The sequence below is a fragment of the Mycetocola miduiensis genome (assembly GCF_900115155.1).
In the GTDB taxonomy this organism is placed as follows: domain Bacteria; phylum Actinomycetota; class Actinomycetes; order Actinomycetales; family Microbacteriaceae; genus Mycetocola_A; species Mycetocola_A miduiensis.
The window spans coordinates 117,865-133,724 of the sequence record NZ_FOVM01000002.1 but is presented as its reverse complement, the minus strand read 5'-3'; the positions used below and the strand labels follow the sequence as shown (position 1 = coordinate 133,724).

Below are 15,860 nucleotides of genomic sequence, written 5' to 3'. Positions count from 1 at the left end.
GCCACCGTGGCACCACCGTGATCCGCGGTCGATGCTCGCCAACTCCGGGTCCATGCGCCTCGCCGCGACCCGAAACAGAGTTGCCGGCGGCAAAACCCCAGAAGAGACGGTGCCGCCACCGTGGCGGCACCGTCAAAAGTCGGTCACGATCCACTGAGAAGTGGCAAAACCCAGGAGGGACGGCGCTGCCACCGTGGCAGCACCGCGTTCAGTCTTCCGGTGGTGTTGACCGCGGTCGCGACCGTACTCGCCGCCCGCGATGGTCTGTCGCCGCAGTGACGACGAAGCGTGACCCCCCTACGTTCCGTTCAATCAGCCAGCACCTCGTCGAGAATCTCGGCCGTCACTGGATCGACTAATTCGGCCGTGACAACGTAACTGTTTCGAGTGATCTGCTCACTCGCATGACCGAGAAGTCTGGACGCCAGCGTGATCCCGGCCGCTCGCTCGATCAACGTCGCGGCCGTGCGTCGGTAGATGTGCGTCGTGTATTCGTCGACATCGACGCCCAATGCGACGAGTTCCGTGCGTTCATCGTTGATGAATGAACGGAGCAAGCGCTCGTAGTTGCTGACGCTCATCGTGTGACCGGTCTTCGTGGGAAACAGAAACGCTTCCGGGTCGGGCTCGGCCAGTGCCAGACGGCGGCGCACGGCCGCTGCGGCCATCGCGGGTAGTGCTATGTTCCGTCGTTGTCGGGCGCGCTTCGGAGAATCTTTTCGATGGGTCCCCTGCGTCTTGTTGCTCACGATTGTGCCGTTGACGACGAGGGTCGGCGGCAGAGTCGTCATGTCCACGTCGCAGCGGCGCAGGCCGAGGCATTCTCCGATCCGCTCCGAAGTTCCGAGCATGACCTCCATTCCGTCAAGCAGGGCGCGATAGTTGGGTCTGGGGCCGTCACCGCGTGACACTCCACCGCTCCATCAGCTCCCTGATGCCGACGACCTGCGCAGTGCTGAGCGCGGACTCCTTCCTGGGCGCCATTGGAAGGCGCTGGACGTCGCGCACCGGGTTCCGGTCGAGGGCGTCGTCCCGAACGGCGTACCCACACACCAGGCTCAGCACGGCGCGGGCGCGCCGTGCTTTCGAGATCGTTTCCTCTTCCAGGATCTTCTGCAGGATGCGGTCGCAGCGACCGACGGTCAGTTGCTCGAGTCGCACTCCCCCGCAGCGAGGCACGATGATTACCCGAGCGGTCGTTTCGTACGACTCGTACGTCGAGTACGAGAGGCTGCCGGTGTTCGCACGGGTGAGAATCTGTGACAGCCAGAGCTGGACCACGTCCGCGATCGTGCTCGACGGCGAGAGCGTGCTCGAGCCGCCGGTGCTGAGCGACTTCGCCTGCCGGAGGAGATCGTCACGGGCGGCCTCTTCGCTGTCCGCAGAGGCCCGCAACCGGTGCAAAGCACCGCTGTCGTCCCGAGTGGACCCGCGGGCTTGGTATCGTCCGCTTGCGAGCCGCGTCACGTCGATATTGCCAAGCTCCCCGCTGGGAAGGCGCGGCCTAGGCACGTCGCTTCTCCTTGGCCCAGGCGAGCACGTCGGCGATGTCGTATCGCACGTGCCGGCCGAGCTTCATGTACGGCGGACCGGCATGGGTCAGTCGCCAGTCTTCCAGCGTCCGCTCTGGGAGCTGAAGGAGCTCAGCGAGCTCACGCTGGGTGAGAAAGGTCTGCGCAATCTGCGCCGTCTCGTTCATACCCGTTAGGTACGCGGACGAAGCCTGGACCGCCCGGGCGCTGCCGTCGCTATTCCGCACGGGCCGGTACAGCCGGGCCGTAGGACACCCGTATCGGGGTTTCTGGTCTCGTTTATGGTCAAATGACCCGAAAACGGCCCCCGCAAGGGGATGGGCGATGTCTGATCTCGCCGCGGAATCCTGCGCCTGTTACTGCTGGGGTACCTGGACTCGAACCAAGAACAAATGAACCAGAATCATCCGTGTTGCCAATTACACCATACCCCAATGGCCAAAAGCATTGCCCCGGCCGAGTGTCAACTGTAGCCTACCCGCGGCCCACTCTCAAATTGAGCGAGCTCCTGCGAAGACCATGTCACGCAGGATCGTCGCCGACACCTGGGCGCCCTCCCCCGCTGCGACGATGAGCTGCTCCGGCCCGGGCGGAGTGATGTCTCCGGCGGCATACAGACCCGGCACAGAGGACCGTCCGGCAGCGTCGACGATGAGCAGGCCGTCGTCGTCGGTATCGGCGCCCAGACCCGCAAGATACTCGAGGGCCGCGGTCCAGCGAGGACGCACGAACCCCGCCGTCCTCGGCACGACCTCCCCGTCCTCCAGCAGCAGCCCGGTGAGCTCACCACGCTCACCGACCACCTCGGAGACGACGCGACGTTCCACGCGGATGCCACGGTCGGCAAGCATCCGTTCCTCCTCCTCGGAGACGAAAGGTGACCCGTTCGTGAACACGATCACGTCGTCGCTCCACACGGCCACGAGGAGGGCGGTTTCGACCAGGCCGTCTGTCTCGCCGATCACGGCCAGCGGCTGCCCGGATTTCTCGTACCCGTCGCATTCAAGACAGCTGTGCAGGGCCGTGCCGTAGTAAGCGCGGAGATTCGTGATCGCTGGAAGGGTCTCACGAAGACCGGCGGCGACGAGGACCCGGGCTGTCGTGACATCCCGGTCGGGAGCACCGCGCACACCGGATGCGGTGACGCGGAAGCCGCCGTCCACCGCGCTGATGCCGTTGACGAGGGCGAACTGCACCTCGGCGTCGTCATACGACGCGACTTCTTCGCGGCCCAACCGCCGCAACTCGAGCGGCGAGACGCCGTCACGTGTCAGAAAGCCGTGCGAGTGGAGCGTCGCCGCGTTCCTGGGCCGGTTGCCGTCGAGAACGAGGACCCGCTGTCGTGCCCGGACGAGGTTGAGCGCCGCCGAAAGGCCGGCCGGTCCCCCACCGACCACGACGACGTCGACATCGACCTGGCCGGTCATGCGGCCAGGTGCGCCGAAAGCCGGGACAGTCGGGCGAGGGTCTCGGCCTTGCCGAGGATCACCATGGATTCGAAGAGCGGCGGTGACACCCGCCGGCCGGAGACAGCAACCCGAAGCGGCCCGTACGCGATCCGCGGCTTCAGCCCGAGCCCTTCGATGAGGGTCGCAGCGAGGGCGCTCTGCAGTCCCTCCGCGTTCCACTCGGACTCCGGCACTGCGGTGAGCGCCTCACTCGACGCAGACAGCACCTCGGCGGCGTTCTGCGGCAGGCTCTTCAGCGCGTCGTCCTGGTACTCGATGCCGGCGGCATCCGTGAAGAGGAACCCGAGCATGCCGGGCGCCTCGCCGAGCAGGCCGATACGCTCCTGCACGAGCGGAGCAGCTTCGGTCAGGATCGCCCGCTGCTGGTCGGTGAGCGGTTCGGTGAGGATGCCGTCGCGCACGAGGTACGGGATGGTGCGCTCCGCGAAGTCCGCGACGTCGAGCAGGCGGATGTGGTCACCGTTGATCGATTCGGCCTTTTTCAGGTCGAACCGGGCAGGGCTCGGGTTGACGTTGACGACGTCGAACGCAGCAACCATCTCGTCGAGCAAGAACACGTCGCGGTCGGCGGAGAGCCCCCAGCCCAGCAACGCCAGGTAGTTGACGAGCCCCTCGGGGATGAACCCGCGGTCGCGGTGGTGGAACAGGTTCGACTCCGGGTCACGCTTCGACAGCTTCTTGTTGCCCTCGCCCATGACGTAGGGAAGGTGGCCGAAGCGCGGAATGAACGTGGTCAGACCGATGTCGACCAGCGCGTGGTACAGCGCGATCTGCCGCGGCGTCGACGGCAGGAGGTCCTCACCACGGAGCACGTGGGTGATACCCATCAGGGCGTCGTCCACCGGGTTCACGAACGGGTAGAGCGGATGCCCGTTGGGGCGCACGACGACGAAGTCGGTGAACGAACCGGCCGGGAAGGTGATTTCACCGCGGACGAGGTCGTCGAAGCTGAGGTCGGTGTCTGGCACCTTGAGCCGCAGCGCAGGCAGCCGGCCCTCGGCCCGGAAGGCGGCCTTCTGCTCGTCGGTCAGGTCCCGGTCGAAGTTGTCGTAGCCGAACTGCTTGGGGCGGCCGGCGGCTTCGTTGCGGGCGTCGATCTCCTCGGCATTCGAGTAGCTCTCGTAGACGTGCCCGGCCGCGATGAGCTGGTCGATCACGTCGCGGTAGATGTCCGCACGCTGCGACTGACGGTACGGGCCGTGCTCTCCGCCGACTCCCTCGCCCTCGTCCCAGTCGAGCTTGAGCCAGCGGAGGGCCTCGAGGATGAGGCCGTAGCTTTCCTCGCTGTCGCGGGCGGCATCCGTGTCTTCGATCCGGAAGACCAGCCGTCCTCCGGTGTGCCGCGCGTACGCCCAGTTGAACAGGGCGGTGCGGATGAGCCCGACGTGGGGCGTGCCGGTCGGGGACGGGCAGAATCGGACGCGAACGTCGCTGCCGGAAGCCGTTGAGAAGAGGGGAGAGTTTTCGCTTGACATCACCCGCAATCCTAGCCGCTGGCGGGCAGCGGGGCGGGGGGTCTCCGGCTCACCACAACCGCACCGACGACAACGGCGACGACAAGCGCGGTGGCGGCGACGGCGAGACCGTCGAAGCCGACGACGGCGAGAGTCGGCCCGGCCAGCGCTCCCCCGGCGGCGCCGGACAGGCTCATCAGGGTGTCGCTGACGCCCTGCACGCGGGGACGGCGAACCGGCGCCGTGGATTCGGTGACCAGCGCGGAGCCGGAGACGGTGGAGGCGCTCCAGCCGAGACCCAGCAGGATCAGCCCGACCCCGACCGCCGAGGCGGCCTCAGCTCCCATCGCAATCGTGACGAGCGCCGCGACGAACAAGCCCTGGCCGAGGAGGATCACGGGGAGCCTGCCCAGGCGGTCGGCGAGGATGCCGAAGACGGGCGACAGCGCGAACATCCCGGCCACGTGCAGGCTGATGGTGAGCCCGATGATGGTGAGGCTGGCGCCGTGGTGCAGCAGGTGCACAGGCGTCATCGACATCACGGCCACCATCGTGGCGTGGCTGAGCGCGACAGCCGTGATCGCGAAGCGTTCCCGCGCCCGCGACTCACTCACCGCTATAGCCGGTCGTATCGCGGCGCCGGCCGCCTCTCCGAGTGCCCGCGCGGTCAGCAGCGGGTCAGGGCGAAGCGCGAACAGGTACACCATCGCGGCCAGCAGTTGGGCGGTGATGCCGAACAGGAACGGCCCCGACAACGGCACCAGACCGAGGACCCGGCCGATGGCATCCCCCGGCTCGAGCAGGTTCGGACCGATCACGGCCCCGACCGTGGTCGCCCAGACGACGATGGACAGGTCCCGGCCCCGGGTGCGGTCGGTGGCCAGGTCGGAGGCGGCGAACCGGGCCTGAAGCCCGACGGCCGCGCCGGTGCCGAGCAGGGCGAGTGCGACGAGCAGAAGCGGAAAGCTTCGAACGGATGCCGCAACGATGGTGAGCAGCGCGCCGAGCGCCGAGACCATCGCGCCGCCGCCCAGCGCGACCCGCCGCCCGTGGCGGACCGCGACCCGGGCGAGCGGGATCGCCGCGATTGCGGCACCCAACGTCGACATCGTCGCGGCCATGCCCGACCAGGCATCCGACCCGGAGAGGTCAGCGGCGAGAAGCGCTCCGAGCGACAGTGTGGCCCCGATCGCGAACCCGCCGAGCACCTGACCGGCCGAGAGCAGCCAGACCGTCCGCCGCTGCAGGGCGGCGACTTCCGTCTGACCGATTGCGCCGGCGCTCATGGTGCGTCAGGCGGCCGTGTTGCGCAGGATGCCCAGGCCCGAGACCGCGACCTCAACGGTGTCGCCAGAGACGATGGGTCCGACGCCTGCTGGGGTGCCGGTGAGGATGACGTCGCCGGGCAGCAGCGTGAATACGGCTGACGCGTAGGCGATGATGTCGGCGACCGAGTGGATCATGTCAGAGAGCGGGGCTTGCTGACGGACGTCGCCGTTGACGCGGGTCTCGATCGATGCGCCATCGAAGGAGAACTCGGTGTCGATCACCGGGCCGAGCGGGCAGAACGTGTCGAAGCCTTTCGCCCGCGTCCACTGCCCGTCCTTCTTCTGCAGGTCCCGAGCGGTCACGTCGTTGGCGATGGTGTAGCCGAAGATGACGCTGTCGGCGTCTTCCGCCCGCACGTTCTTCGCCACTGAACCGATGACGACGGCGAGTTCGCCCTCGTGCTCGATCTGGTCGGACAGCGCAGGGAGCACGATCCGGTCGCCGGGGCCGATCACGGACGTGTTCGGCTTGAGGAACAGCAGCGGCTCAGCGGGCGGCTCGTTCCCGCCCATCTCTTTCACGTGGTCAGCGTAGTTCTTGCCGACGCAGACGACCTTCGAGCGTGGGATGACCGGGGCCAGCAGCACGGCATCCGCCAGTGGCACCCGCTCCCCGGTGGTTTCGAATCCCCCGAACATCGGGTCCGCTGCTAGGACGACCAGGTCGGTCTCGTCGAGGATTCCGAAGTTGATGGCACCGTCATGGCTGAATCGCGCAATTTTCACGAGTCGAGCCTAGCCTCTTCGGGGCGGCCCGCGCAGAGGGTGATTTCGTGGCGACGCGAGGGGTTCTGGCGCGCGGACATCCGGTCGATCGGGCCCAAAAGGATGCTCACGCGCAACACGAACGACCCTTTGGGACCAATCGATCGCGGCAGCAACCCTTGGGGACCGATCGATCGCCAGAACGCCGCCCCCGTGGCGGCGTCAGGGAGTCAGGCGTCCAGGCGGTAGAGCCAGCCGTGCGTGTCTTCACGGCGCCCGTACTGGATGTCGGTGAGTTCTTCGCGAATCGACATGGTGAGCTCGCCGGGTTCGGCGTCTGGTGCACCGATGGAGAACTCCGCCGTCTTCAGCTCGCCGATGGGCGTGATCACCGCTGCGGTGCCGCATGCGAACACCTCGGTGATCTCACCGGAGTCGACTCCTGCGCGCCATTCGTCGATCGAGACGGCGCGCTCCTCGACCGTGTAGCCGCGGTCGGTGGCGAGCTGGATGATGCTGTCCCGCGTGACGCCCTCGAGGATCGACCCGGTCAGTTCAGGCGTGACGATCCGCTTGTCCTCGTGAACGAAGAAGATGTTCATTCCGCCGAGCTCTTCGATGTGCGTGCCGGTTTCGGCGTCGAGGAAGAGCACCTGGGCGCAGCCGTTCTCGGCCGCCTCCTGCTGCGGGAGCAGGGATGCCGCATAGTTGCCGCCGCACTTCGCCGATCCGGTTCCTCCCCGACCTGCGCGGGTGTACTCGGTGGAGAGCCAGATCGACACCGGCTTCACACCGCCGGAGAAGTACGCGCCCGCCGGGCTGGCGATCACGTAGTAGCCGACCTTCTGGGCTGCCCGCACACCGAGGAACGACTCGTTGGCGATCATGAACGGCCGCAGGTACAGGCTGGTGTCGTCGCCGGACGGCACCCAGTCCTTGTCGGCCGCCACAAGCTGGCGGAGGGACTCGAGGAAGTCCTCGACGCTCAGCTCAGGCAGCGCCAGCCGGCGGGCGGAACGCTGGAAGCGCTCGGCGTTCTTCTCCGGCCGGAACGTCCAGATCGAGCCGTCCGCATGCCGGTACGCCTTCAGGCCCTCGAAGATCTCCTGGGCGTAGTGCAGCACACTCGACGCCGGGTCGAGCTGCAGCGGCCCGTACGGCTGCACGCGGGCGTCGTGCCAGCCGTCGTCGACTGTCCAGTCGATGGCGACCATGTGGTCGGTGAAGTGCTTGCCGAATCCAGGGCTCGCGAGAATCTCCTCGCGATGGGCGACCTCGACGGCGCTGGCAGACGGTCGGTGCTCGAAGGCCAGAGGGAAGGAGTTCGTGTCGGTTCCTGTTGCGAGAGTCATGTGCGTTCCTTTGCGTGCTGAAATCTAGTGTGCGTCGAGAGAGGCAACGATCGCATCCCCGACGGCGGACGTCGGGCGAGGGCCTCCGGTCCGAGCGGCGATGTCTGAAGTCACTGCGGCCGTTACTGCTGCCGATTCGGCGGCCAGGCCCAGGTGTTCGAGCAGGAGAGCCACGGAGAGGATCGCCGCGGTGGGGTCCGCCTTCTGCTGCCCGGCGATGTCGGGAGCTGAACCGTGGACCGGCTCGAACATGCTCGGGAAGACGCCGTCCGGGTTGATGTTTCCCGAGGCTGCGAGCCCGATGCCGCCGCTGATTGCGCCGGCCAGATCGGTGAGGATGTCGCCGAAGAGATTGTCTGTGACGAGAACATCAAATCTAGCAGGGTCGGTGACGAGGAAAATCGTCGCAGCATCGACGTGCAGGTAGTCGACCTTAACCTGCGGGAACTCCGCGGCGACCGCGTTGACGGTGCGCTGCCAGAGGCTCCCCGCGAAGGTGAGCACGTTGGTCTTGTGCACGAGGGTCAGTTTGTTGCGACGAGCGGATGCCTTCTCGAACGCGAACCGGACGACACGCTCGACCCCGTATGCCGTGTTCACCGATACTTCGTTGGCGACCTCGTGGGGTGTTCCCTGCCGGATGGCGCCGCCGTTGCCCACGTACGGCCCTTCGGTGCCTTCACGGACGACGAGGAAGTCGACCTCGCCCGGGTTCGCGAGCGGACTCGGAACGCCAGGGTAGATCCTGGTGGGCCGGAGGTTGGCGTAGTGGTCAAGCGAGAAACGGAGCTTGAGCAACAGCCCGCGCTCGATGTTCGCCCCGGCGAGACGCGGGTCGCCCGGTAGTCCGCCGACCGCGCCGAGCAAAATGGCGTCGTTCCCGCGGATGGCGTCGAGGTCGTCGTCGGTGAGAACGTCGCCGGTCTTAAGAAAGCGGTCGGCTCCGAGCAAGAATTCGGTCTTCTCGAACCTCACATCGCTGTCGCGGGTGACGGCATCCAGGACCTTCACTGCCTCGGCGATGACCTCGGGGCCGATCCCGTCCCCCGGGATAACCGCTAGCTTGACCTGACGCGACATGTACGCTCCATCCTGGAACCGAGGGGAATTTCCGACCGCTCCAGCCTATCGCCGCGCCGTGCGGCTCATCGCACGTGGCGGAGTGAGACGAGTGCGACGGTCGCCGCGGCAACGATGAGGCCACAGCCGAGCCACGCGGAGATCCCTACACCGCTGTCGAACGCGAGGCGGGCGGACTCGAGAAGCGCGCCGGCGGCATCCGGCGGCAGTTCTCCGGCCACGTGCACCGCTCCCCCGAGCGTTTCGGAGGCTGCGCTCTGCTGGGCGGCGCTGAGCCCATCGGGCAGCACGACGGCGTTCCGGTATGAGGCGGTGAGGATCGTGCCGAGCGTGGCGGTGCCGAGGACAGCGCCCAGCTCGTACGCGGTTTCAGAGACAGCGGATGCCGCGCCGGCCTTCTCGACGGGCGCGTTGGCGAGGATGAGGTCATTCGACACCGTTTCAGCGGCACCGATTCCGAGCCCGAGCAGCACGAAGCAGATCGCGATCGCCACAGCGTCGACGGCGCCGCCGAGGAGCCCGATCGCACCGTAGCCCACCGCGGAGAGTGCGAGGGCGGCGGGGACGACGATGGAGGGACGCACCCGCGCCGCCACCGGGACGACGAGGAGCCCGGCGAGGATCATGGTGATCAGCCCGGGGACAAGGATGAGGCCGGCGTTAAGCGGCGACAGACCGAGAACCAGTTGCAGGTGCTGCGACACGAAGAACAGCCCGCCGACCAGGGCGACGACGCTGAGCAGGTTGATCAGGACGGCTCCACTGAAGGCTGGCTTGTGGAACAGCGCCATGTCGAGCATCGGGGTTTCGAGCCGCGACTGCCGCCGCACGAACAGAATGCCGGCCGCGACACCGATGACGATGGCGGCGCATCCGAGAAGGTCGGGGCCCTCCGTCGCCATGTGCTTGATGCCGTAGACGATGGGCAGCATCGTCACGAGCGACAGGGTGATGCTGGCGAGGTCCAGCCGGCCAGGGGCGGGGTCACGGGATTCGGGCACGAGGAACGGGGCGAGGAAAAACAGCGGAAGGAGCACGGGAACGGCGATGAGGAAGACGGATCCCCACCAGAGGTGCTCGAGCAGGACGCCGCCGATGATGGGCCCGAGGGCGCTGCCTGCAGCGAATCCGCTGGCCCAGACCGCGATGGCCAGGCGGCGCTGGCTGCGGTCGCGGAAGATGCTGCGGATCAGCGAGAGCGTCGATGGCATGAGCATGGCGCCGAAGAAGCCGAGTGCGGCGCGGGCCCCGATAAGCAGTTCGATCGTGGGCGCAAATGCGGCACCGATCGACACCAGCCCGAACCCGGCGGAGCCGATGAGCAGCAGCTTCTTGCGGCCGATCCGGTCGCCGAGGCTGCCCATCGAGACGAGCAGCCCGGCCAGCACGAGCGGGTAAATGTCGATCATCCACAGCAGTGCTGTTCCGCTGGGTGTAAGGGACTCCGAGATCGCGGGCAGGGCGAAGTTGAGCACCGTGTTGTCAACTGAGACCAGAAGCACCGGCAGCATGAGAACGGCCAGCGCTACCCACCCGCGGCGACCGACGCGCACCGACGGGTGCTCCGGGCTGTGGGCGAGAGTGGGCGCAGTCATGAGAGTCCTTGCGGGCGATAGAAGATCAGGGGAAGCTTCACTATACCGACTGGACGGTATAGTAGACAACATGAGCTCTGCCCCTGACGTCTCTGACCAGCGGATGCCGCATCGCGGTTCCACCCGCGACCGCATCCTCGTGGCCTACGAAGACCTCCTCATCGAATCGGGTGAGCGCGGGGCGACGCTGGACGCCGTCGCCGCTCGCGCGGGCGTCTCGAAGGGCGGACTGCTCTATCACTTCGGCTCAAAGGACGGCCTCGCCGGTGGTTTCCTCAAGCGACTCCGGGACCTCGCCGAAGTGGATGTGTCGGTCATGCGCTCCGCACCGGCAGGCGTTGTCGACTACTTCATCCGCACTTCGGTGAATGCCGGCACCGAACTCGACCGCGCCCTCATCGCTGCCGCTCGCCTGGCCCAGACGTCGGATCCGCGCGCCAGTGAGATACTTGCGGCGATTCGTACGCTGTGGCTCGATGTCGTCATCGAGGCGGTCGGTGATCCGGTCGCCGCGCGAGCGATCCTCCTGATCAGCGACGGGCTCTATTACAACTCCGCACTGATGGGGATGGGTGCCCCCGACCCGGCCGATGTCTCGGACGAAGGCCTTCAGAAGCTCATCGACATGGTCGAGCGGCTCAGCACCATAGCACACGGCGACCCCGATGCGGGCTGAACGGCCGCGTCCCTAGCCGGAGACGGTTGGATGCCCCTAGTGTGATCCCACCAGCACCAGAAAGGGAGCAATCACCATGAGTATTGGTTTGGGAATCTTTCTTCTCGCCGTCGGGGCGATTCTCACGTTTGCAGTCAACGTGAGCGTCGATGTCATCAACCTCGACCTGATCGGCTACATCCTGATGGGCGCCGGGCTCATCGTCATCATCATCGGTATCGCGCTTCTCACGCGCAAACGCCGCACCGTGGCGACGTCGCGTACCGACGTCGACCCGGCGACCGGATCCCGCGTGAACACGACTGAGCGCGACGACACGCTGTAAGCCACAAGCGCGAACGAGAAGGGCCACCGCATATCGCGGTGGCCCTTTTCGTTAGTGGGCCGTCAGTGCCCAGTTGATTACTGCAGTGATTACTGCTCGGTATTTACTGCTCGGTGATCTCGATCGCCCGCAGGACGCTCGCGTCGATGTCCGACCGCACGGCATCGAGGATTGCATCGGGCACCGGCGAGTCGACGGTCAGCACACTGAGGGCCTGGCCGCCCGCGGCACGCCGCGCCACCTGCATCCCGGCGATGTTTATCGACGCCTCACCGAAACGGCGACCATAGACGGCGACGATTCCCGGGCGGTCGGTGTACAGCATGACGATGTGGTGCTGCGCGATCGGAACCTCGACGTCGTAGCCGTTGATCTCGACGAGCTTTTCGATCTGCTTGGTGCCGGTCAGGGTGCCGGACACCGAGATCTGCGAGCCGTCGCTGAGCGCGCCGCGCAGGGTGATGATGTTGCGGTACTCCTCGCTCTCGGCATCCGTCAGAAGCCGCACAACGATGCCCCGCTGCTCAGCGAGAAGCGGCGCGTTGACGTACGACACGGTCTCGCTGACGATGTTGGTGAAGATGCCCTTGAGCGCGGCGAGCTTGAGCACGCTGACGTCGTAGTCGCTCAGTTCACCGTGCACTTCGACGTCCACGCTCGTGAGCGGTGACGACGCGAGGGCGGCGAAGATCTGCCCGAGCTTCTCCACGAGCGGGATGCCGGGGCGGACGTAAGGGTCGATAACGCCGCCGGCGACGTTGACCGCGTCAGGAACGAGTTCGCCGCCGAGCGCAAGCCGCACGGAGCGGGCGACCGAGACGCCTGCTTTCTCCTGCGCTTCGTCGGTCGACGCGCCGAGGTGCGGGGTGACGATGATGTTCGGCAGGCCGAGCAGGGCGTCGTTCGTCGGGGGCTCCGAGACGAAGACATCAAGCCCGGCGCCGGCGATGGTTCCGGTGATCAACGCTTCGTGCAGGGCATCCTCGTCGATGAGGCCACCTCGCGCGACGTTGACGATGTAGGCGGTCGGCTTCATGAGCGCGAGTTGCTCGGTACTGATCATGCCGGTCGTCTCAGGGGTCTTCGGCATGTGGATGCTGATGAAGTCCGACCGCTCGAGAAGCTCGTCGAGGGTGACGAGCTGCACACCGAGCTGCTGTGCACGAGCGCTGGTGACGTACGGGTCGTACGCGACGACCGTGGTACCGAAAGCCTGCAGTCGGGCGGTGATCAGCGCCCCGATACGCCCGAGCCCGATGATGCCGATGGTCTTCTCGTAGAGTTCGGTGCCGGTGTACTTGGAACGCTTCCACTGCCCCTGCGCGAGCGCGTTGTGCGCCTGCGGGATGTGACGGGCAAGGCTGAGGATGTGGCCGACCGTCAGTTCGGCGGCAGAGATGATATTCGACGTCGGGGCGTTCACCACCATGACACCGGCGGCGGTCGCTGCCTTGATGTCGACGTTGTCGAGTCCGACGCCTGCACGGGCGATGACCTTCAACTGCGGGGCCGCAGCGAGGGCTTCGGCATCCACCTGCGTCGCCGACCGCACGAGGATGGCGTGGGCGTCGGCAAGCGCGCTGAGCAGAGCCGGCCGATCGGTGCCGTCAACCTGGCGGATGTCGAAATCGGGCCCGAGGGCGTCGACTGTTGCTGGGGAAAGCTCTTCGGCGATCAGTACGACCGGTTTTGACACAGGGACATCCTTTGCTTGCAACGGGGAGGCCGGGCGTCGCAGCCGTCGGGACGCACGTGCTCCAACTTTATCCGACGCGCGGACCGTGTTACGTCAGCACTGTTCCCGTCAGGGCGGTCAGGACAGAACGGACCCGATGCCAAACAGCGCAAGCAGGCTCAGCGACACAGCGGCGACCGTGCCGAGCCCGGCAAGGTAGAGAAGCACCTGCGCGAGCGGGTTCCGGCGCCGACCGAGCCAGTAGGCCAGCGCGAACACGGCGATCGGCAGGAGGACGCCGAGGACGAGAATCACCCAGCCGACCGGGTTGATCGTCGTTTCCAGCCCGGACGCCACGACGCTCACCCCGACGAGGTTGCCGACCGCCTCCCAGACGTCGAAGGCGAAGAGGAGCCCGAAGACGACAGCGAGGGACAGCGCAAGCCAGGCCGGAGTCGGGGCGACGCGGGTCTTCGGTACCGAAGATGTGCTCATGGTCAGTTCGCTCCGACGAGAAAGGGCCACGGGATGAGGACGAGGGCTCCGACGGCGAGGGCGATCAGCCGCGCGCGGACGCTCGCCGATTCGCGGGTCACCCAGAATGTGGCGGCGATCCAGAGCGCGGACGAGAGCACGGCGAACCAGAGCCCGACCGTGAACATCGCTCCCCCGACGATGTCGGCCGGCGCGCCTGTGGCGCTCTGGGCGGCAATGAGCCAGCCGATCGTGTACAGCAGGTAGATCCCCGCGAGGATGCCGTACGTCACGAGGGCGACCGAACTCAACTGCCCTGAGCGGTGGTCCGCCGGGGCCGTCGCGACGCGCCCGGGTTTGCCGACCACCTTCCATCCGCTCGCGACGGCGGGCTCGGCTCCGTCGCGAGTCTTCCGCACGGGTGCTTCGACCGGCTCTGGGTCACCCGCCCAGGTCAGCGCCTCATCGTCGGACGGATCGGAACTCATGCTGCCAGCGTACCCGCGAGCCCCAACGACGGCGAAACGGCATCCGACCGAACGACGAACGGCCCCCACCAGAGGCGGGAGCCGTTCGTGTGTGCTGGGTGAGACTAGCGGGCGACCGAACCGTCGGTGTAGTCGTCGTCGTTCGAGGCGTTCCAGGCGAAGAGCTTGCGCAGTTCGCGGCCGGTCTCCTCGATCGGGTGAGCCTCGCCCTTGGCGCGAAGTTCGAGGAACTCGGGTGCTCCTGCGTCCTGGTCGTCGATGAAACGCTTCGCGAACGCACCGGACTGGATGTCGGCGAGAACGGCCTTCATGTTCTCCTTGACGTTCGGGTCGATGACGCGCGGGCCGGAGACGTAGTCACCGTACTCGGCGGTGTCGGAGACGCTCCAGCGCTGCTTGGCGATGCCGCCCTCCCACATGAGGTCGACGATGAGCTTGAGCTCGTGCAGAACCTCGAAGTACGCGACCTGCGGCTGGTACCCGGCTTCGGTGAGGACCTCGAAACCGTACTGGACGAGCTGCGAAGCGCCACCGCAGAGCACAGCCTGCTCGCCGAACAGATCGGTTTCGGTCTCTTCGGTGAACGTGGTCTTGATTCCGCCGGCGCGGAGGCCGCCGATCGCCTTGGCGTAGCTGAGGGTCAGCGGCCAGGCGTTGCCCGATGCGTCCTTCTCGACAGCGACGATGACCGGAACTCCACGGCCGGCCTCGTACTCGCGACGGACGGTGTGTCCGGGGCCCTTGGGGGCGACCATGAGAACGTCGACGCCCTCGGGAGCCTCGATGTAGCCGAAGCGGATGTTGAAGCCGTGGCCGAAGACGAGTGCCTTGCCCTCGGAGAGCTGGTCCTTGATGGACTCTGCGTAGATGGTGCGCTGGAACTGGTCGGGCGCGAGGATGACGATGACGTCTGCCCATGCGGCGGCGTCGGCGACGTTCTTCACGGTGAAGCCCTGCTCTTCAGCCTTCGCGATCGACTTCGAGCCCTCCTTGAGGCCGATGACGACGTCGACACCCGAGTCGCGGAGGTTCAAGGCGTGTGCGTGGCCCTGCGAGCCGTAACCGACGACGGCGACCTTCTTACCCTGGATGATCGAGAGGTCGGCATCTGCGTCGTAGAAAATCTCAGACAATTGTTGTTTCTCCTTGGTGGTGAGGTTGGTGGGCGGATGCCGGGAGCACCGGCGGTCGCCCGTTTAGTTCTTGAATACGCGGTCGGTGATGGATTTGGAGCCCCGGCCGATGGCGAGCAGGCCTGACTGCGCCATCTCCTTGATGCCGTACGGCTCGAGGACCTTGAGGAGGGCGTTGGTCTTGCCGGAATCACCCGTAACCTCGATGACGACGGCATCCGTCGACACGTCGACGACGCGCGCACGGAACAGGGTGACGGCTTCGAGCACCTGTGACCTGGTGGTGTTATCGACCCGCACCTTGATGAGCAGGTGCTCACGCTGGACGGACTGGTCGAGGTCGAGTTCGACGATCTTGATCACGTTGACGAGCTTGTTCAGCTGCTTGGTGATCTGCTCGAGCGGGAGACCTTCGACGGTCACCACGACGGTGATCCGGCTGAGGCCGGGGACTTCGCTCGTGCCGACGGCGAGGGACTCAATGTTGAAACCACGCCGGGCGAAGAGACCGGCGACGCGGGTGAGAAGCCCCGGCTTGTTCTCGACAAGCAGGCTCAAGACGTGTCTACTCATG

Annotated in this window: 17 protein-coding genes and 1 tRNA gene; 2 read left to right on the top strand and 16 right to left on the bottom strand. The window is 66.5% G+C overall.

Going from position 1 to position 15,860, the window contains the following annotated elements; translation table 11 throughout:
* Positions 1 to 308: 308 nt before the first annotated feature.
* The 11 genes from BM197_RS16560 to BM197_RS04330 all read right to left on the bottom strand — a co-directional run bounded on the left by BM197_RS16560 (position 309) and on the right by BM197_RS04330 (position 10,515).
* On the bottom strand, positions 309 to 851 hold the full coding sequence (locus tag BM197_RS16560) for a tyrosine-type recombinase/integrase (protein WP_245762383.1): 543 nt from the start codon (positions 849 to 851) through the stop codon (positions 309 to 311).
* Between the two features lie 46 nt (positions 852 to 897).
* Positions 898 to 1,512, bottom strand: coding sequence for a phage integrase central domain-containing protein (locus BM197_RS16555; RefSeq protein ID WP_245762382.1), 615 nt, complete (start codon positions 1,510 to 1,512; stop codon positions 898 to 900).
* Positions 1,505 to 1,699 carry a helix-turn-helix transcriptional regulator gene (locus BM197_RS04370; protein ID WP_090709175.1) on the bottom strand — a complete coding sequence of 65 codons (195 nt, stop codon included), beginning with the start codon at positions 1,697 to 1,699 and terminating at the stop codon, positions 1,505 to 1,507. The genes BM197_RS16555 and BM197_RS04370 overlap by 8 nt, the downstream gene beginning before the upstream one ends.
* 195 nt (positions 1,700 to 1,894) lie before the next feature.
* A tRNA-Gln gene (locus BM197_RS04365) sits at positions 1,895 to 1,966 on the bottom strand.
* Between the two features lie 57 nt (positions 1,967 to 2,023).
* Positions 2,024 to 2,959 carry an NAD(P)/FAD-dependent oxidoreductase gene (locus BM197_RS04360; protein WP_090709173.1) on the bottom strand — a complete coding sequence of 312 codons (936 nt, stop codon included), beginning with the start codon at positions 2,957 to 2,959 and terminating at the stop codon, positions 2,024 to 2,026.
* Positions 2,956 to 4,476: a glutamate--tRNA ligase gene (gltX, locus tag BM197_RS04355; protein ID WP_090709169.1), complete on the bottom strand. Its 1,521-nt coding sequence runs from the start codon at positions 4,474 to 4,476 to the stop codon at positions 2,956 to 2,958. The genes BM197_RS04360 and gltX overlap by 4 nt, the downstream gene beginning before the upstream one ends.
* 11 nt (positions 4,477 to 4,487) lie before the next feature.
* Entirely contained in the window at positions 4,488 to 5,741 is a 1,254-nt protein-coding gene (locus BM197_RS04350; protein WP_090709167.1) for an MFS transporter, read from the bottom strand.
* A 6-nt stretch (positions 5,742 to 5,747) separates the two neighbouring features.
* Entirely contained in the window at positions 5,748 to 6,509 is a 762-nt protein-coding gene (locus BM197_RS04345; RefSeq protein ID WP_090709166.1) for a fumarylacetoacetate hydrolase family protein, read from the bottom strand.
* Between the two features lie 209 nt (positions 6,510 to 6,718).
* Positions 6,719 to 7,840, bottom strand: a complete 1,122-nt coding sequence (locus tag BM197_RS04340) for a branched-chain amino acid aminotransferase (RefSeq protein ID WP_090709164.1) — start codon at positions 7,838 to 7,840, stop codon at positions 6,719 to 6,721.
* A 24-nt stretch (positions 7,841 to 7,864) separates the two neighbouring features.
* Positions 7,865 to 8,920, bottom strand: a complete 1,056-nt coding sequence (locus BM197_RS04335) for a 3-isopropylmalate dehydrogenase (RefSeq protein WP_090709162.1) — start codon at positions 8,918 to 8,920, stop codon at positions 7,865 to 7,867.
* A 65-nt stretch (positions 8,921 to 8,985) separates the two neighbouring features.
* Positions 8,986 to 10,515 carry an MFS transporter gene (locus BM197_RS04330; RefSeq protein ID WP_090709160.1) on the bottom strand — a complete coding sequence of 510 codons (1,530 nt, stop codon included), beginning with the start codon at positions 10,513 to 10,515 and terminating at the stop codon, positions 8,986 to 8,988.
* Between the two features lie 70 nt (positions 10,516 to 10,585).
* Between BM197_RS04330 and BM197_RS04325 the strand changes: the two genes are divergently transcribed.
* Together BM197_RS04325 and BM197_RS04320 are read left to right on the top strand one after the other, a co-directional pair.
* Entirely contained in the window at positions 10,586 to 11,191 is a 606-nt protein-coding gene (locus BM197_RS04325; protein ID WP_245762381.1) for a TetR/AcrR family transcriptional regulator, read from the top strand.
* 76 nt (positions 11,192 to 11,267) lie between these two features.
* Positions 11,268 to 11,516, top strand: a complete 249-nt coding sequence (locus BM197_RS04320) for a DUF6458 family protein (RefSeq protein WP_090709158.1) — start codon at positions 11,268 to 11,270, stop codon at positions 11,514 to 11,516.
* Positions 11,517 to 11,619: 103 nt separating this feature from the next.
* Here the strand turns inward: BM197_RS04320 and serA are convergent, their stop codons facing one another.
* From serA to ilvN, 5 genes are all read right to left on the bottom strand, one after another.
* On the bottom strand, positions 11,620 to 13,212 hold the full coding sequence (serA, locus tag BM197_RS04315) for a phosphoglycerate dehydrogenase (RefSeq protein WP_090709156.1): 1,593 nt from the start codon (positions 13,210 to 13,212) through the stop codon (positions 11,620 to 11,622).
* 117 nt (positions 13,213 to 13,329) lie between these two features.
* Positions 13,330 to 13,686, bottom strand: a complete 357-nt coding sequence (locus BM197_RS04310) for a hypothetical protein (RefSeq protein ID WP_090709154.1) — start codon at positions 13,684 to 13,686, stop codon at positions 13,330 to 13,332.
* 2 nt (positions 13,687 to 13,688) lie between these two features.
* Entirely contained in the window at positions 13,689 to 14,153 is a 465-nt protein-coding gene (locus BM197_RS04305) for a hypothetical protein (protein ID WP_090709152.1), read from the bottom strand.
* A 104-nt stretch (positions 14,154 to 14,257) separates the two neighbouring features.
* Entirely contained in the window at positions 14,258 to 15,286 is a 1,029-nt protein-coding gene (ilvC, locus tag BM197_RS04300; protein WP_090709150.1) for a ketol-acid reductoisomerase, read from the bottom strand.
* Positions 15,287 to 15,349: 63 nt separating this feature from the next.
* Complete coding sequence (gene ilvN / locus BM197_RS04295; protein WP_090709148.1) at positions 15,350 to 15,859, bottom strand: acetolactate synthase small subunit; 510 nt, start codon at positions 15,857 to 15,859, stop codon at positions 15,350 to 15,352.
* Position 15,860 lies beyond the last annotated feature (1 nt).

What these genes read in the sequence shown, in the direction of transcription:
- BM197_RS16560 (WP_245762383.1), bottom strand. Translation starts at nt 851, where the DNA reads ATGCTCGGAACTTCGGAGCGGATCGGAGAATGCCTCGGCCTGCGCCGC.
- BM197_RS04370 (WP_090709175.1), bottom strand. Translation starts at nt 1,699, where the DNA reads ATGAACGAGACGGCGCAGATTGCGCAGACCTTTCTCACCCAGCGTGAG.
- BM197_RS04360 (WP_090709173.1), bottom strand. Translation starts at nt 2,959, where the DNA reads ATGACCGGCCAGGTCGATGTCGACGTCGTCGTGGTCGGTGGGGGACCG.
- gltX (WP_090709169.1), bottom strand. Translation starts at nt 4,476, where the DNA reads ATGTCAAGCGAAAACTCTCCCCTCTTCTCAACGGCTTCCGGCAGCGAC.
- BM197_RS04350 (WP_090709167.1), bottom strand. Translation starts at nt 5,741, where the DNA reads ATGAGCGCCGGCGCAATCGGTCAGACGGAAGTCGCCGCCCTGCAGCGG.
- BM197_RS04340 (WP_090709164.1), bottom strand. Translation starts at nt 7,840, where the DNA reads ATGACTCTCGCAACAGGAACCGACACGAACTCCTTCCCTCTGGCCTTC.
- BM197_RS04335 (WP_090709162.1), bottom strand. Translation starts at nt 8,920, where the DNA reads ATGTCGCGTCAGGTCAAGCTAGCGGTTATCCCGGGGGACGGGATCGGC.
- BM197_RS04330 (WP_090709160.1), bottom strand. Translation starts at nt 10,515, where the DNA reads ATGACTGCGCCCACTCTCGCCCACAGCCCGGAGCACCCGTCGGTGCGC.
- BM197_RS04325 (WP_245762381.1), top strand. Translation starts at nt 10,586, where the DNA reads ATGAGCTCTGCCCCTGACGTCTCTGACCAGCGGATGCCGCATCGCGGT.
- BM197_RS04320 (WP_090709158.1), top strand. Translation starts at nt 11,268, where the DNA reads ATGAGTATTGGTTTGGGAATCTTTCTTCTCGCCGTCGGGGCGATTCTC.
- BM197_RS04310 (WP_090709154.1), bottom strand. Translation starts at nt 13,686, where the DNA reads ATGAGCACATCTTCGGTACCGAAGACCCGCGTCGCCCCGACTCCGGCC.
- BM197_RS04305 (WP_090709152.1), bottom strand. Translation starts at nt 14,153, where the DNA reads ATGAGTTCCGATCCGTCCGACGATGAGGCGCTGACCTGGGCGGGTGAC.
- ilvN (WP_090709148.1), bottom strand. Translation starts at nt 15,859, where the DNA reads ATGAGTAGACACGTCTTGAGCCTGCTTGTCGAGAACAAGCCGGGGCTT.